Source organism: Bradyrhizobium sp. Gha (genome assembly GCF_900113735.1).
Lineage (GTDB): Bacteria > Pseudomonadota > Alphaproteobacteria > Rhizobiales > Xanthobacteraceae > Bradyrhizobium.
In genome coordinates this window covers 1-16,289 of the sequence record NZ_FOQM01000061.1, presented here as the reverse complement: position 1 = coordinate 16,289, position 16,289 = coordinate 1, and the positions used below count along the sequence as shown (strand labels likewise).

Annotated in this window: 10 protein-coding genes and 1 pseudogene; 6 read left to right on the top strand and 5 right to left on the bottom strand. The window is 57.4% G+C overall.

Going from position 1 to position 16,289, the window contains the following annotated elements; all coding sequences use genetic code 11:
• Nucleotides 1-56: 56 nt before the first annotated feature.
• Both BM222_RS37890 and BM222_RS37885 read right to left on the bottom strand, forming a co-directional pair.
• Nucleotides 57-530, bottom strand: a complete 474-nt coding sequence (locus BM222_RS37890) for a hypothetical protein (RefSeq protein WP_092239737.1) — start codon at nucleotides 528-530, stop codon at nucleotides 57-59.
• Nucleotides 523-1,425: a hypothetical protein gene (locus BM222_RS37885; protein ID WP_143106184.1), complete on the bottom strand. Its 903-nt coding sequence runs from the start codon at nucleotides 1,423-1,425 to the stop codon at nucleotides 523-525. Before BM222_RS37885 ends, BM222_RS37890 begins: the two co-directional genes overlap by 8 nt.
• A 1,524-nt stretch (nucleotides 1,426-2,949) precedes the next feature.
• Here BM222_RS37885 and BM222_RS40675 point away from each other — a divergent pair.
• Nucleotides 2,950-3,042: pseudogene (locus BM222_RS40675) on the top strand (IS66 family transposase zinc-finger binding domain-containing protein); the annotation flags it as partial.
• A 329-nt stretch (nucleotides 3,043-3,371) separates the two neighbouring features.
• On the top strand, nucleotides 3,372-4,412 hold the full coding sequence (locus tag BM222_RS37880) for a TIR domain-containing protein (protein ID WP_092239735.1): 1,041 nt from the start codon (nucleotides 3,372-3,374) through the stop codon (nucleotides 4,410-4,412).
• Here BM222_RS37880 and BM222_RS37875 read toward each other — a convergent pair.
• From BM222_RS37875 to BM222_RS37865, 3 genes are read right to left on the bottom strand one after another with little or no spacing between them, the layout of a single operon-like run.
• A complete protein-coding gene (locus BM222_RS37875; RefSeq protein WP_092239734.1) occupies nucleotides 4,393-4,908 on the bottom strand; it encodes a Mov34/MPN/PAD-1 family protein in 516 nt (171 codons plus the stop codon). The two genes, BM222_RS37880 and BM222_RS37875, sit on opposite strands and share 20 nt — an antisense overlap.
• Entirely contained in the window at nucleotides 4,905-6,599 is a 1,695-nt protein-coding gene (locus BM222_RS37870) for a ThiF family adenylyltransferase (protein ID WP_092239733.1), read from the bottom strand. The genes BM222_RS37875 and BM222_RS37870 overlap by 4 nt, the downstream gene beginning before the upstream one ends.
• Nucleotides 6,599-8,155 carry a transcriptional regulator gene (locus BM222_RS37865; RefSeq protein ID WP_092239732.1) on the bottom strand — a complete coding sequence of 519 codons (1,557 nt, stop codon included), beginning with the start codon at nucleotides 8,153-8,155 and terminating at the stop codon, nucleotides 6,599-6,601. Before BM222_RS37865 ends, BM222_RS37870 begins: the two co-directional genes overlap by 1 nt.
• Nucleotides 8,156-8,446: 291 nt before the next feature.
• On the opposite strand from BM222_RS37865, the gene BM222_RS37860 reads away from it, so the two are divergent.
• The 4 genes from BM222_RS37860 to BM222_RS37845 all read left to right on the top strand — a co-directional run bounded on the left by BM222_RS37860 (nucleotide 8,447) and on the right by BM222_RS37845 (nucleotide 16,273).
• The gene (locus BM222_RS37860) at nucleotides 8,447-9,559 is read left to right on the top strand and encodes a Fic family protein (protein WP_092239731.1); all 1,113 of its coding nucleotides are present in this window, start codon (nucleotides 8,447-8,449) and stop codon (nucleotides 9,557-9,559) included.
• 9 nt (nucleotides 9,560-9,568) lie between these two features.
• The gene (locus BM222_RS37855; protein ID WP_092239730.1) at nucleotides 9,569-10,120 is read left to right on the top strand and encodes a Pycsar system effector family protein; all 552 of its coding nucleotides are present in this window, start codon (nucleotides 9,569-9,571) and stop codon (nucleotides 10,118-10,120) included.
• A gap of 46 nt (nucleotides 10,121-10,166) precedes the next feature.
• Nucleotides 10,167-14,765 carry a hypothetical protein gene (locus BM222_RS37850; RefSeq protein WP_092239729.1) on the top strand — a complete coding sequence of 1,533 codons (4,599 nt, stop codon included), beginning with the start codon at nucleotides 10,167-10,169 and terminating at the stop codon, nucleotides 14,763-14,765.
• Between the two features lie 568 nt (nucleotides 14,766-15,333).
• A protein-coding gene (locus BM222_RS37845; RefSeq protein WP_210188520.1) for an IS630 family transposase occupies nucleotides 15,334-16,273 on the top strand; the annotation gives its coding sequence in 2 pieces (ribosomal slippage) (nucleotides 15,334-15,680 and nucleotides 15,679-16,273; 942 coding nt in all).
• Nucleotides 16,274-16,289 lie beyond the last annotated feature (16 nt).

Here is a 16,289-nt window from a genome sequence, read left to right as displayed (position 1 = left end):
TAAAGAGAAAACGGCGCGGAAATCCGCTCCGTTTTAGCCTCCCCCAATATAATTTGCTAAGATTTGTTGGGCTCGTTCTCGAGCTCTTCCGCCTTCCGGCGCATGCTACGAAAGAGAGGAATAATGTTCTCTCGCAACTGAGGATCGGGAAACGCCTCTTCCGCAAGTTCCGGATTCGCCAGTAACCTATTTAGATTGCTTTCGACGAGATCATCAATTTCCTTAAAACGGACACTGTTGGCCATAGCTCGCTCAATCTCTGAAGTCTGCTCAGGCGAGGAGGGGCCAACTACTCGGCCCACTACTCGTGAGCCGATCGCTTCGATCATTCTACGTGCGTACCTGATATACGCAACTGAGACACGTTCATTCTGCTCTGCGATCTGCCGAGCAACTCCGTTTGTTTTGGCAATTCTCGACTGAAAAGTAATGAGCAAGTCGATGACGGATGTCGCCTCCGAGATTGGCGGCTCGGCTTTGTTTATGTCGGACGATGGAAAGCGCCATCCAATTCGCCGTTGTTCAAGCATTGGTAACTCTCATTGAATTTTGGGGCCGTCCCCGCTCAAGCTCCGACAGAGCTGAAATGACATAGAAAATTACGTTCGCAACTATCCGCGCCATGTAGAGCGCAGAACCTGTATCGAATTTGGCAGTCATACTATCTATGCAGAGAAAGCCCAGGATGTTTTCGCGCGCGAGTAAGTCTGGCTCTCTGATAGGTACGACGAGGATTGCGTTGTACAACTTCGGCCAATGCTTGTTGCCATTTCGATATAGGCCCTTACTCGCATCAGCTTGCAGGTCATTGGACATGAAGGACTCGTGACCAGAAGTGAGAATGCCTACGAAGGGAGAGTGATCAGTGAAAGGGTACAAGCCATCTTCGGGGTACATGTCTACGCGTTTGAGTTCAGACTTTTTGTCCCGAAGAAAAGTACGTATCTTCGGCGTCTTCAGATCGTTGTCTGGATGTACGAAGAGCTTTATTGCGACGCTGCACGAATGACCTGTGTAGTCCTCGAACATCGTTCGAGTTTCGTCCACGAGAAATCTCAAGAATTCCGAGCTCTTTTGAATGACTTGCTCGGATCCGACTTCCTTGCGCGAGTAGGGTATTAAAAATGAACTCAGGCCGGTTCGCGCACTGAAGACACTGTCGAGGCGCTGAAGAACTCGCAGCATGATTGCTTCGGCGCGCGCACCCGCTTTGGCGTTCTGCCGTCTATTCTCTACGTACACGAGCGATAGGAAGACGAAGACAACAAGCAAGAATGCATTGCTCAGTACAAGATACAGATCTCCCAAATCGGGAGGCGCCGAAACAAGCTTCCGATAGGAGACCAATGCGACTGCCAACAGCGCAAAGGAAAGGACAAACGTCGCTAGCGCCTGCGGGACCAAATATCGTCGGCTGGGCTTCAATCGCCTACTCCAGTTCGTTCTTGTCAGATATTGAGGCAGGCACCCGAATCAAGCCCAAAATAGAACACAACATATTGAAAAGAAAGGCAAAATGTGCTTGCGATGGTTAAAAGAGAAACAACTTACGATTGTCGGGTTCCTATAAGCTCTCTCGCGCAGACAATGTCAAATAACGCGTTGACGGGTCCGTGGTTCGAATTAGGCGGTGATCTCTCGAGAAAAGCTTCGGAACTCCAGGAGCGCTCGCGCCTAGATCGCATTTCTAACTCGCGAAGTCGGGAGTTGATGCAATCCAATGGTTCACGATGGTTCAATTGGAGGATGCCCCTTCTTAGAGACTGCGATCGCGGGTTCGGTTCGAGATAGGACTCGAAAAGTCTCCCCCCTCCTACAAATTTCCCGGCCGCGAGTAGTGAGCAGTCGACTGGCAGGTGCGCTCACGTCCGGAGAGGTCACGTACCTAGGAAGAGTTGATTCCGGGAACGACTCGCGCGTTTTTGGGATCGAGCGAGAAGACCGCTTCGCTCATGTTTACCCTATCGGGAAGACTGGCCCGGGGGAATCCCGTTGGTCGAGGGAATGGTGCTGCAAGATTTCGCGAATGGAAGTGGTTTCGCTCTGACTGATCCGTTCGGCTATCTTTCGGGGACGTAATCGCGCAAATTCCGATTTGACGACGGGATGATCTGACTTACCTGAATGCCCCTGATGTGACCAGCCTTGAGGCTACAACCCTCTTCGGCATGTCGCGCTGCGGTACATTGCACTCGCCGCATCGGGGTTCATAAAAGTCTTAAAAAAAAGTGGCCAGACGCAGGGGGCCCGCGCGTGGAGTACATGGACTCTTGGCGCCGTTGGAGCAACCGTCAGCGACGATACACCACATTCTGAGATGTGGCTTAGGCAAGGGCTGCTTGCCGAAGCGGTCATCGAACCCAGTCTCGTTCGGTGCTTTCGCCTGTTCCTTCCTTCAACTACAGCTTCATGTCTTTGCACAATCCGGCGCAACTTGCGAAAAGTCCAACCGGCTTCGACCAGCATCGCCGCTCGATGCGAGACAGCGTCCCAAAAGAAGCTTTGACGCGTGCTCGCGGCGCTTGCTTCGGCTCGACCTATCGCTTCGCAGGAGCGCGCGACGCCGTCGAAGAATAGATGACACGCGGCGCCGGCCCGCGCCACACCGCCTCTCCGTTCTCGAGAAAATGTTGAACCACGCCTTGGAAAACATCCTCCGACAGCGCAACGGCGAGGTTCGGATTGTAGGAGGGTCCCTCGATATTCACTTCGAAGGAGACTGCGTCGACAGCGCTCCACGCCCGAAATCACGATTCGGGTTGCACCCGAGCACGCGCCCAAGCCCGCACATCCGAGCGAGATCGGAATGGCGGCGCGGCCGATGCCTATATCCCTCACGCGCCGATCGTGGCGGCGGCCAATGCGGCCGACGCGATTTTTGGGAGATGATAATGCCGATGCCGGTCGACGTCGCGCCACCCATTCGATGACCTCGCGCCGGTTGCCGCTGGCGAGGACGTCAGCAAACGCCTCGACGTGATCCCGGCAAGATGGCGGGTGTTGGTCACGCGCCCGAAATACATCTGTCGCCTCTGCTCGGGCTGGGCCAAGCTGGGTACGCGCTTAGAGCCCGGAGGGGCTCCGCTTACGAGCCGGTAGCGGCTCGCCATCGTGCGCGTAGGCGCTCTTCCCGAACGCTCGCTCATAGCCGAATTGTTGTGCAATCGCACTTCGCTGGGTGTTGAGGGTAGGCTCAGTTTGCCAATATTGTCAGCTGCACAGTGGGGGAAGCCATTGAATGCCTTGGGGGACACACCAGGAGCAGAAGTGCTCAAAATCGGGGAAAGCCTTCACTGGCAATCCCGAGTAAAGGCCAGCACCTACAGCGGACATCGCCAAGGTGAAGCGATAGTCCAGACCACGAACGCCCGATGGCGCAGCGCCGAAAGCCGAAGTTGGAAGAAAACCGTGGGGCCGCAAGGCCTGTGCCGGGTTCGAGCCCGACGCCCGGACCAAAACATTCAGATGAAATTGGGATGCCGATGAAAGAGCGATTTGAAGGAGAGCAGAACCGTCCTCAACTTATTGCGTCGCTCCGCCGCCAGGATTTCGCAGGCGGTCAGCTCGAAATCGCCAAGGCTCTGGCCGACGCAGGAGAGGTCGTCGAGTTTAGACCCGGCGAGAAGATCATCGTCCAACATGCTGTAGATAATGACATCTATTTGCTCGTTGCTGGCAGAATCGCAATCGTCGTAAATGGCGCGCAAGTTGCGACGCGATCAGCCGGGCAACACATTGGCGAGATGGCAGCCATCGAGGCATCACTCCCGCGGTCGGCAACGGTCACCGTTCTTGAGCATGCGGTAGCGCTCAAATTGACCAGTGCAGCGTTTATGGACATTGGCGACAGGTTTCCCAGTGTGTGGCTGCCGATTGCCCAGGAGCTGTCAAAGCGGCTGCATCAGCGCAACAAGACCATCTATCTCCCGAACCAAGCCCCCAAGCTCTTCGTCATGTCGTCATCCGAGGCCCTGGAAATCGCGCACGCCCTTCGCACCGAACTGGAGAAAGAAGTATTCAGCACTGTTTGGGATGATGGGGTCTTTTTCGCGGGCGGCTACCCTCTTGAAGCTCTAGAGAAGCAGGTGAGCGAGGCTGATTTTGCCGTTGCGATCGCCGAGCCCGACGACATCACAGAATCACGGGGGAAAAGGGCGCCAACCGTGCGTGACAACGTGCTCTTCGAGCTAGGTCTCTTCATGGGCAAGTTGAGCCGGTACCGCACCATCCTCGTTCATCCGAGAGTGAAAGACCTGAAGCTTCCCTCAGATCTTCAGGGCCTGACCCTTGTCCCCTACCACGCAGGCGACGGCGCAACCGTCGCTGAGCGCATCGCGCCGGTATGCGAAACGATCCGCGAACTTGTGAAGCGGCTGGGTGTACGCACCTTTGCTATCGAAGAAGATCGATAAGCCGCACGAACCAGCCCCGCTTGGGGTTGCTTTCGCTTTCAGTTTCCACTTCAACCACGAGCGGCGATGCTTGTGGGCGGAAGGCCGTCGCGGAGAGGTGGAGCGTGGAGCGGCGCGCAAGCGTGACAATCAGCAGCACCGCAAAGTTCACGCCGACGTCTGGGTCTTCGACGATGTCGCGCATCGCCTTCTGGTCCTGCACGCTCGGCAGCGGCCAAAACGACGGATGCGAGTGCCATTCCCCGAGATAGTTGAAGCGTTGATAGTCGTGCCCCGTCCGCGCGAAGAACGCGTTCAGGAAAGCGCGGTTGTGGTCCAAGTCTCTGACGAAATGGGTCGCCGAGCCTCCGCTGCGCTGGATTGATAGGTCTGCGATCCGAAACGTCTCGTCGCCGACATGCTCACCGACAAGAACTCCACCGATCTCGCGAACGCCAGCTCGCTTGAGCTCTGCAACCAGCGTTTTGACGACGGCATGAGGAAGGATCATTCTCATTTTACGTCGAAGATCTTGGCAATCTCGACGATTTCCGCAGTCGCCTCTCCGGCCGAGAGCGTCATTGCTTTCTCTATCGGAGGGGCTTCCGGCATCGGAATGGGATAGGTTTCAAAGGCTTGCGTGAACAGTCCCTCTTCCGGAGCGAGTCCTAACACGTAGACCGACACAGGAAAGTAAGATGGATCGCGTGCCAGGAGCGTATCGATGGCTAAGCGCGCGGTCGCGGCGGCGATGCTGGTGACATCGGCATCATCCGCGATCATCGGCGGACCTTGGCCGCCGGTCGCGTAATCTCTCGTCGCCGCCTTGGGCTGATAGTTCCGCTCGGCAAACCAGTTCTCGATCGCGCGGCGCATGAGCTGAGGTGACGGCTCAACGCCGGGTCGGTAGCGAGCGATCAGACCGCCGAATCCTCCGCCGTACACCTCCGCCCAGACAACGGGCTTGGCGGCGGACTCGGCGACGGCGGAAACCAAGTTGTGAACATTGGGATTGGCGGTGGCGTTGACAATGAGGTCTCGTGCAAGCAGCGAGGTAATGGCGGTCTCGGCACTACCGCTCGCTTCCTGACCGGCCATGCGGACCTTGCGGACGTACACTTTGGCGTTCGGATTCACGTTTTTGATCCGCTGGGTCACAGCATCCACCTTGTGGGTGCCGACATCGCGCCAGTCGAGGTCGTGCCTGACCAGGTTATCGGGCAGCAGCAGGTCGTCGTCGACGAGGTAGAAATTTTCTACCCCGGAACGCGCGAGCATCGTCGCAACCTTGCTTCCCAACGATCCGCACCCGATCACCGCGACGCTCATGCCGCGCAGACGTTCGTGGCTGTCGTCCAGCCGCCGGAACTCCGCCTCCTGCGGAATCGTTGCAAACTGAATGGCGTACTCTGCGGCTCCCCAGAAACAATGCGTCTTACTTCCCTTCAGGATCACAATGATTGACGCATCCTCTTCGAACCCCAATGCCGCAATGGCGGTCTTGTAATCTGCCGGATTGGACGTCGGTGGCAGCGCTTGGTCTTTCGCAATCCGCAAAATTGGGACCGTGCGCTCGTAAGTTTCGCTACTCAAGGTTGGCGGCACGTCAGGATTGATCCAGACCTCGCCATCGGTCTTTGTGACCTTGTCGATGATGTAGACATTGCTCTCAGGCCGATAATGCACCAGCATGTTGCCCTTGAGCATCTCGCCTGCCTTCATCTGCGCAAAGAAATCAGCCAACTTGCGCGTCATCAGCAGTCGGAACGTACGCGTGCGCAGCGATTGGCCCAGCGATACTTCGTGCGCCGAAGGTACTCTCTCCGCCTTACCTTCGGGTGGATTTTCCGTGAAGAGCAAGTGATGCGCGCTTTCCAGCAGCATCGCGCCAGTGATGTCGCTGGTCCAGTTGTCAGGGCGGTATTCGAGGCAAAGCTCACCACCGGGACCGAATTGATGGTTCGACCACAAGGCGGTCTGCTCACCACGCGGATAGACCGAAGGGGGAGTGTTGGGGAAATGCGCGGGATAGCTGAGGAAAACGGGATAGGTGCGCGTTCCGATCGTGATGTCGGCGTCGAAAATCAATCTCTTCGCGTCATCGGTCCGCCACCCAAGCGGCGTGAGCCAATCCGCGTTCGCGGCGAGGGCGTCAAGCCCTAGCCGTTCGCTCTTGAAACGGGCGAGATCGGAAAGATACCACCACATCAAGCAAAGCCGCCCGGCGTCGCCGGTCCGGTCGCGCGGTTGGGAAAGCTGAACGGCTGGGCTGCGGCGGCGGCAGGCTGCAGGAGCGATCCGGCCGACAGCGCTTTGGCGGCTTTTGCCGCCTTGTCACCCTTGGCCGACAACTCGTTGACAGCGGTGTCGTAATCCAAACCGGCGCGTTTGCGGCTTGAACCAAAAATCGTGCGCACCGGTTCCGAGGCCTTGGCATATGCGTTCGGTCCGATGGCAGTTTCAGTCCCGGCGCAGCGGGATTGCTCCTTCTCTGCCGCCAACACCCCACGGCTCACCGAGCAGCGGATGAGTTCGCCCTTCATACCCAACCGCGTGACGTTCATAGGCCCGAAATCAAAGCCGATGGCCAGTCCCAGGCTGGACGCATCGGTACCGTTTGCCTTAAGGCGGGCAACAGCCAGGTTGAAGCTGCTCCGCATTCCACCAGCGCAGAGGGTCATGTTGCTGATGGTCTCTTGCACATCGGTGGTCTGCGCTGTGCCCTCGACCAGAAGGCCGTGAACGCAATCGCCGATGAACCGGACTTTCACACCTTTGAAATCCTCGTGAAGCGCGGCATCAAGCTCGGCCCTCAACACGTGGAGCGCGCGAACGACGTGCTTCGCGCCAGCATCGGTGGCGATGTTGTTGCCGACATAGTTGGTGAAACCGTCCAGATCTCCATAGACCGTGCATGCATCCTGGCGGCGCGAGTTCTTCGCCGATAGGGCTTCGATATCGAGCGTCGAATACGGCGGCGTATGCCCGGAAAATTCGAAGGCCCCGATGGGGTTGTTCTTGAGGTCCTCCTGCCACTCCTTCACGATCTCGGTGGCAGTGACCTCAAGCTTGGCTTCCCTCTGACTGGTCGCGATCTCAGCGGCCGTAAGGGGCGTGGAGTCAACGTTGGTGGCCTCCGAAAGCCCGATGGCCTTTCGTGCCTTGTTGGTCAGATAAATACCAGTTGCTGTGCCCCCGCCAGCGCGCTTGGCCGCGTAATTCGCTGGCTCGCCCAGGAACAGCGGCTCGCGGTGGCCACGACGGCCATTATTCACCGCCAAGGCCTTGCCGGTGTCGATGCCGACGCGCACCTTAGCGGCGGGATGGTCGGCGTCTTCACCAGTTTGCGCCAAAACGTCGATGATCAATTGCGCTGTCGCCACGGCCCGATGAACGCGCTTTGCTTCGCTATTGTAAGGCTTGGCAACCACGGAGTGGAGGCGCTGGTTGTGGAAGTCGACCAGGATGGCGTCTACACGCGCGATAATCCGGTGCGCCGCGCGGTAGTGCATATTCAGAAATCGGAGCGTGCGCTTGTGGCAGGTCTCGCCCTCAATGTCGGTGACCGCCAGCATATCCTTGACGTTGAGAATATCGGCGTAGAGGTGCACGCCATCCACGCGGTACGCCACCGTGTTCGCCAGGTTTGAGAGATCGGTCTCACGGACGTATTCCTTGATCTCGATCGCCTTGAGCGGAAGCCCGTCGATCTTGGCGTCGATCCGTTTTGTAGCCCGCTCCTTATTCCAATTCCGGCCTGGCATTGCTGTGCTCCGTTGTTGCGCGGCATGAGCGGAACCTGAAGTGAGGTACAACCGGCAACGGCAGCGCTGTTTGATGTCGACAAAACGTACATATGGATTGCCCCTGCGCGCGCAACGGGTATATTTAGAACATAAGGGGAACTTCCGGAATATGCATGGAAGTAATAGGCAGTTTTCCCCCTGTTCTCGGGTCGCAGAGATTAAGCCGCCCATTCTCCGCAAAAAATGACGAGAATAGGCTTGTCAATGAGGTGATTGCGAACCATAATCTCTGCAAAGAATGATGCGATTATGGTCTATATTTATGAACTCGGGCAGTGGCCGACCTTCCACTGGAACTTGGAGCGAATCGCCGATCGCTTGGCCTCCGTGCGTCACAAGCAGGGGCGCTTGCTCGGGCGGATGGAGCGTCTCGGATTCCCGCTTAGAGCCGAAGCAACGCTCCAGACTCTCACCGAAGAGGTGGTGAAATCCAGCGAAATCGAGGGAGAGGTCCTGGATCGCGCCCAGGTCCGGTCATCCATTGCCCGCCGACTTGGCCTGGACATCGGCGCCCTGCCTCCGACGGATCGCCACGTGGAGGGCGTGGTGGAAATGATCCTTGATGCCACCGAACACTACGATGCCGAACTCACGGCCGAGCGTCTCTTCGGCTGGCATGCTGCGCTCTTTCCCACCGGGCGGAGCGGCATGACAAAAATTGTAGTCGGCGCGTGGCGTACTGCTGAAACCGGACCGATGCAGGTCATCTCTGGCCCCATCGGGCGAGCGCGTGTCCACTATGAAGCGCCACACGCAGATCGCCTCGACGAGGAAATGGAGATGTTCCTTGGCTGGTTCAACGGCAACGCGATCGGCATCGACCCTGTTCTGAAAGCCGCGCTTGCGCACCTCTGGTTCGTAACCATACACCCCTTCGAGGATGGCAATGGTCGCATCGCACGTGCCATCGCCGACCTCGCTCTCGCCAGATCCGAGCAGAGCGCCCAGAGGTTCTACAGTATGTCCGCTCAAATCCGCCGTGAGAGGAATGAGTATTACGCCATCCTGGAAAGAACCCAGAGAGGCAGTCTCGACGTCACCGACTGGCTCGCGTGGTTTCTCGACTGCCTGGATCGCGCCTTCGATGGTGCCGACACCATTCTCGGCAGCATCCTTCGCAAGGCGAACTTCTGGGACCTGCACGCGGAGCGGCAGCTCAATGAGCGTCAACGGCTGGTGCTCAACCGCCTTTTCGATGGATTCGAAGGAAAACTTACGTCGTCAAAATGGGCGAAACTTACGAAAGTCTCCCAGGCCACCGCCGCGAGGGATATCGACGAACTTATTGGCCACGGCATCCTCAAGAAGGACGCAGCTGGAGGCCGGAGCACAAGCTACTCGCTAATCGATTTGAAACGCTGACAGTTGACCATGAAAAACGATCAAGAAGAAGCGTTTGAAAAGGTACTCTCAACGCAACTTAGCCGCAATATCGACTTCGTAAAGTTCGCGGAGACGAAAAATGCCGCGCTGCTTACGTTTTCCTCGGCCTGGATCATCGGCTCTATCAATCTACTTACCGGCCAAAGTATTCTTCCCCTCGGCTATAACCTCGCCTTCTGTGTAGCTCTTCCGCTTTTTGCGCTTGCAGGACTTGTTTGTATTCTTTCGTTCGTTCCACAGGCTTTGGCGCGTTTCCATCAGCCAGAGGACGATGCAAAGAGTCTGCTTTACTGGGAACACATCGCAGACATCCCCGTGGGCCGGTATCATGAGCGGGCGACCGAACGCTACAAGCCTCGCGGGAACCGCAGTGTCACCGAGCGTTATCTCGATGACCTGTGCGTTCAGATATCCGTCAATGCCCGTGTCGCAAGGCGCAAATTCATGATGTTCAACATCGCTGCCTATTGCGTGTTTGCAGCCATTCTCGTCCTCGCCTCACCGCCCCTATGGGGGGGGTTACGAATATTGCAAAGATAACTCCGTCGAGCCGTCGGAAATCGCATAAGCATTCATAGAGCCAAACATGCAGACCATTGACGACCTCCGCGAAACTGTCCGCAAGCTCGACGCCACCGGCCCAAATGGATTCGAAGGCTTGATGGCGGCCGTTCTGACAGAGCTTACAGGCCGCACCTTTGCGCTTGCCAGTTCCGGGTCCCAACGAGGCAAGGATGGTCAGTCGGTTTTGGACGATGGCGCGATCTCTTTTGAGGGCAAGCTCTATGAGGACGCGGTGGCGAAAGACCAAATCCTCTCAAAGATTGCCGAAATAGCCGCTGATGAGGAAGGCCAAACCGAACTCTGGATATTGGCATCAACAGGCCCGATCTCGGTGCAGCATATCAATACGGCGCAAAAGGCTGGCAAAAAACTCGGTATTGCTGTCAAGGTCCTCTCCTGGCCAGCAACCGGCTTGTCCGAACTGGCGGCACTGCTTGCTATGGCACCCGTCACGTCGGCCGACTTCCTTGCGCGTAACACCTCGACATCCCATGCAGATGTCGTCGCCCAGTTGCAGGCGGCCACTCTCCATCCTCAGTTTCCCGCAAGATCGGCCGAACTCAAGGCGGACCTCCAGCAGCCGAGCCTGGCGCCCGCGTTCGCGCTACAGGACAACATTGCCTGGTTGTCGGCAGCATTCGCAGACAAGAAGTTGGCTCGCGTGGTGTTTGGACAAGCGCTGTCTCCGGACGATGCATCGACAGCGGGAGTGTTGGACCGTCCTGATCTGCGAGCGAAGCTTGCAGATGTCATCCTCGCCAAACCGGACGGCTCGGTGGCCGCGATACTGGGGGCAGATGGCAACGGCAAATCGTGGATCTTCGCGCAGGCTTGGACGCATCAGCAGGTCAAGCCGCTGACTATCATTTTGCTACCTGACGATTTCAAATTGCCGTCTTCGCTTGAATCCATGCGTGATCTTCTCATTGCGAAGCTGATTGGACAAACCGGCGACAACTTTACCGCAATCGCGGAAAACCGTTGGCGCGATCATCTGAAAAGATGGCGGCAGCACAAAAACACCGACAAACCACGACTGGTTGTTTTCGTTGACGGCCTGAACCAGCGGGAAATCGCTAACTGGCCTCACCTGATCGACATTCTGAGTGAGCTGCTCGCGGAAATCGGCGGGAAGCTTGTCATCAGCTGCAGGACGCTGTTCTACAGGGACCAACTGGAAGGACGTCTCGTCAGCAATGTCAGAAAGTTTGATGTGCCTGAATGGAGCGACTCCGAGCTGGAATCGCTGCTGGCTCCGCTTGGAACTTCAATTTTACAGCTCAACGCCGACGTCGTCCGAAGCCTGCGCAATCCTCGACTGTTCGGGATCGCAGCGGCCCTCCTCAAAGACCGAAAGATCGATGAATTCGGGGAGCTCAGCGTGAATCGTCTGCTCTTCGAGCACATCCGGCTGGGCGCGGTTTCGGACAGCAACTCGATTGCGCCGCGTCAATTTGTTCAAGATATTCGCCTGCACGCCGATCAGATCATCAAAAGGCTCAAGGACAATCAGAAAGCTGACCTGACGGTCTTCGACCGCCCCAGCCCGTTTGCCGGTCACTCTCCGCAAACGGTGGCCGAGCAATTTGCCCTTATCTCTGCCGGACGCTTCTTTGAAATCCTTGCGGACGATCCGGCCAAGTACATTCTGAAAGAGGATGGGCTTTCGCTCGCTCTTGGACTGTCGCTCGTGAGTTCTGCGCGAACCGCATTGCGACAGGGCAAGAACGTCCTTGAGGCTCTTGGGAACGTACTCGATCCTATAGCCGCACTGGATAGAACCAGCGACGTTCTTATCGCCGCCATCGTTGCTTGCGTTCTGGATGAAGCTCCTAAGGAAGTCACGGCGGCTCTAGTACAGTGCTTCATCGCCCTGCAGAATCTCGACCAGACGCTTTACCCCGAATTCCAGGCATTGCTGCGGCAAGATCCAGTCTCTTTCCTTGCTGCGCTGGAAAACTCAGCACTCACGGAACGTGTTACAGCCAACCAGTCATGGCTCATTCAAGCGGTACAGGACGGACGGGCAACGCCAGCGTGTTCAGCCGCGCTGAAAGACGCAATCCGCCGTTGGCTGAGCATGTACTCCGATCAGCCGGAACGGATGATGGCGCCAACTCACCAGGGCGCGCCGGACGAGAAGCGTAAGGAAGAACGCGCGAAACGCGAAGGAGAGATCGCCGACAAGTTAAAGACTCTGTGCGATTCAGAACGGGTGGTTTTGGACGGACTCATTCTCCAGAAACACGGCGACTACAGCCGACTTAGTGCTCTGGCCTTTCAGTTTTTAGGCGGCTACCCCCTAGCAGAATATGCGGACAGCTTTCGCAACTGGGCCTTTGCTGCGGCTTTCAACGGCGGATTCCGCAATCACCATCAGGATTTCAACGATCTGATCCAGCTGAACGTCACTGATTGGAGTGAGACCCGTACGGCGATTCTTGAGTCCGCCAAAGTCTTGCAGGGTCCGGGTACATCCGAGACCGGCCGGTGGGCCCTCGCATATTTGCTCTACGCGACCGCAGACAGCGACGATGCGGCGGTGGCGGATGAAATCGTCCAAGCGTTGCCGAAGGACAGAGAGCGCTTTGGCGGATGGCGCCTTGTCGAAGATTACTGCGCTACCGACCCCTGCGATCCCTCATCCTCATGTCCGGCCAATATCGAGAAAACCGCTCAGAGATATTTGAAAATTGACGTTTCCAAGCTTCGCTTACACATGGGGAATGGCCAGGAAGATCATTTCTTTGAGATGGCGCGCGCTGGCTTGTCTCGCTTCGAGCCGCACGCCGCCGTCGAGGTGATGCGCCGCTTTGCCGATCAGGCGCTGTCCAGGTCGACGGATGATTTTCGTATTGCGGCGTTCACGCTTGAAAAGCACACCGCCGCTCTGGATGCTCCCCTCGCACAGCGATTTATCGCGAAGGCCGCAGAACTTGCGACCGAAGCATTGGAGGGTGACGAGAACGACCAGAAGCACGTAGCTGCCCAATATGCGCTCCTGATTGCGTTTCCGCACATGAGCGGAGACGATCAGCTTGACGCCCTTCTTGCTCATCCCAAAGATGCGACCTTCGTTCGGGGATTGGCAGACTTATTTCAGCCCTGCGATCCAACAAAATTAGAGGCCGATCTCGCAAAAGCGATTGCAGATGGCAACGAAGTCGCACAATTCCGCGCGCTCGCCTTCGCGGAGCATTCCCGAACACCTCTCACTCAGCGTACCATAGAGCTTGCGGGCGACCTGTTCTCGTCAACTCATAGGCACGTCCGTTTGTCATGTTTAGGTCTCATCCGGGCCTCTCAGGATGCCGGTCTCCTGGCGGCCGTGATCAGCAGCGGCTGGACCGCCACCGCACTCGACAGTGCCGCAGACAGGGTCGAGATATCACATGGGTCGGAGGCGTTGGTCTTGGCGTCGAAACTCGGCCTAATCTCGATCGAAACCTGTCTCGAACGCATTGACTTCTCGGCTTATCGCAAATTGGTGGAGCTTCTCGGCTCGCCCGCTGCATCGGCGATTGCAGGTCGGCTGGACATCGCAATAGAAAAGGCTGCAGGCTTCAAGATCCGGCGCAATCTCCCGGACATTGAGCAACGCGTTGAAGATCGGCACTGGTCGTCTCTTCTCAGTGTTTCAGACCGGCCCAGTTCCAATAAAAACTTCTCGCCTGAGCAGCTCAGGGAACTGTCCGAGGCCGGCGACGCTTGGTATGAGAGACAAAAGCGCAACTACGATGCCGCGGAGCAGTTTGAGCGCGAGCTTTCTGAAGCTGGAGCACAACTTATCATCCGATCTGTAACGTCCGGGCTCATCCGGGAAATCGACAAGGCGAGCCCGCAGACCGTCGACAAATGGCTGAAGCTGTTCCTGACAATCGACCAAGAAGCCCTAAACAACCTGCACAATACAGCTTCAGCCGTGGCAGAAGCTGTTTCGTATCGAGATTCAGCCGGCGCACTCGCATTGATGGGACGCCTCGCCCAGGGAGCGCCTCCCGTCCGAGCCACCTTCGGCACAAATCACCTGCGCATTGATGCAGTGACGGTTTGGTCGGCCGTGACCGACGTTGAGACCACAGCACTCAGGTTTGCGAGGCTCGACCGCATCGGAAACGACTATGATCTGGCAAATGAGGTGCTTGCGGCCATTCGCGCAAACCGTGAGGTAGACGTTCGAGACTTCGTGCTCGACCGCCGTGTCCGTGTCGAACCCGCCCATAGAGCGCGCGCCGCGATGCTAGCTGGGCTATCCCCCGCCGAACCTTGGGCGCTCGAAACGATAGAGATGCTCAAGGACAGCAAGGGTTTCCTGCATGCAGCATACAAGGGTGCCACCTACGCAATGGATCGCCACAGATGGTCAAAGCATTGGTCACATCTGATGGCGACGGCGACAAGCCTGGAGGATCTTTGGCGCTACAGCGTTCTTCTCTGCAAGATCGTAGATGGCCGCTTTAAGCCGTCCGACCTAGCAACTGAAGCTCCCAATCCGCTTTTGGAGAGGTTTGCACCAACCTTCGAGAGTGGCCTCGCAGATCGAATCAAGCGCTGGAAGAACCATCGCGATTCCAAACTGTTCGGCATGCAGGCACCGAACCCAATTTTCCTCCCGCACTGATCCTGATGACTCGCAAGCTTGAGAGCTACCTGCCCGTATCGGAAGCGATGCGGAGCAGCTGATACGACTACCTCATGGACTCGCGATGGCCGCTCAGGCCAACGAGGGAGGCTTCTATGCGCGCAAAGTGCCACGTGCGGTCCGAAGATGCCGTCCCCCGCCATCCCTTGAAATTAAGGACGGGGACTAGCGCGCGAATCGCACCACGGCAAGGTTCGTTTTGATGCCGCGGCCGTGCTTACGGCCTGACTATTCTCCGCCCGCTGTTGCCTCAAGAACGTTTCGGCATCTTGGCCTCCTCTGCCCAGTCGCCTAGCGCAAGATCGAGACGCTGGGCGACTGCGCCGCGGTGACGTTGCGCCAGCGCAATCTTGAAACTATTTTCCTAGGCACTGGCCCAAACTTCCAGTTCCGCGTGGCCGGCTCGCACTAGGTGGTAGTTGGCTGCAGCGAGCACCTCGGCTAAGCGAGCTTCTAGAGCGGGATGGGGTTAGTCTGAATCGATTTGGGATTCCCAAATCAGCGCGTTTCTGATTCACCATGCTGGCTGGATAGGAGGTCAGCATGAATGGGCAAACCTTATTCTCTGGATCTTCGCAAGCGTGTGGTAGCCGCGATTGAGGGCGGGATGTCCCGTAATCGGGCTGCCAAACAGTTTGGGGTGGCAATCAGCACGGCGATTGGCTGGATGAAGCGGGTCGATGAGACCGGCAGCGTTGAGCCCAGCCAGATCGGTGGCTACAAGCCAAAGGCAATCTCCGGCGAGCATGCGGTCTGGCTGTCGCAACGGATCAAAGACGGCGATTTCACCATACGCGGGCTCGTTGCCCAGCTCGCCGGGCGTGGCCTGAAGGTCGACTACCACTCGGTGTGGGATTTCGTGCATGCCGAGAAGCTCAGCTTCAAAAAAAAGCGTGGCGGCTGGCGAACGCGATCGTCCCGAGGTGGCGCGGCGGCGAGCCCAGTGGGCAAAGTATCAAGGTCGCATCGAAGCTGAACGATTGGTCTTCATCGACGAGACCTGGACCAGGACCGATATGGCGCCCTTGCGCGGATGGGCACCGCGTGGGCACAGACTTCACGCCAAGGTTCCTCACGGGCGTTGGAAGACCATGACCTTCCTGGCGGCACTGCGCCACGACCGGATCGATGCGCCATGGTTCATCGAGGGGCCGATCGATGGCGTGAGCTTTCGGGTCTACGTCGAGAAGGTTCTCCTGCCCGTCCTTCGACCTGGCGATATCGTCGTATTGGATAACCTCGGCAGTCACAGGAGCAAAGCAGTTCGCCTGCTCATCCGTTCGGTCGGCGCCAAACTCTTCTTCCTGCCAAAATACTCCCCCGACCTGAACCCGATCGAACAGGTCTTTGCCAAGCTCAAACATCTGCTCCGCAAAGCTGCCGCGCGAACCGTCGACGCCGTCTGCGCCGCAATCGGCCACGCACTCGATGCCTTCTCAGCCGAGGAGTGCGCCAACTACCTCAGAAATTCAGGATATCAAACCTAATGCCATCACGCTTTAG

Bases quoted from the DNA above. Each gene is read 5' to 3' on its own strand.
- BM222_RS37860 (WP_092239731.1), top strand. From the start codon at position 8,447: ATGGTCTATATTTATGAACTCGGGCAGTGGCCGACCTTCCACTGGAAC.
- BM222_RS37865 (WP_092239732.1), bottom strand. From the start codon at position 8,155: ATGCCAGGCCGGAATTGGAATAAGGAGCGGGCTACAAAACGGATCGAC.
- BM222_RS37850 (WP_092239729.1), top strand. From the start codon at position 10,167: ATGCAGACCATTGACGACCTCCGCGAAACTGTCCGCAAGCTCGACGCC.
- BM222_RS37855 (WP_092239730.1), top strand. From the start codon at position 9,569: ATGAAAAACGATCAAGAAGAAGCGTTTGAAAAGGTACTCTCAACGCAA.
- BM222_RS37875 (WP_092239734.1), bottom strand. From the start codon at position 4,908: ATGAGAATGATCCTTCCTCATGCCGTCGTCAAAACGCTGGTTGCAGAG.
- BM222_RS37880 (WP_092239735.1), top strand. From the start codon at position 3,372: ATGGCGCAGCGCCGAAAGCCGAAGTTGGAAGAAAACCGTGGGGCCGCA.
- BM222_RS37890 (WP_092239737.1), bottom strand. From the start codon at position 530: ATGCTTGAACAACGGCGAATTGGATGGCGCTTTCCATCGTCCGACATA.
- BM222_RS37870 (WP_092239733.1), bottom strand. From the start codon at position 6,599: ATGTGGTGGTATCTTTCCGATCTCGCCCGTTTCAAGAGCGAACGGCTA.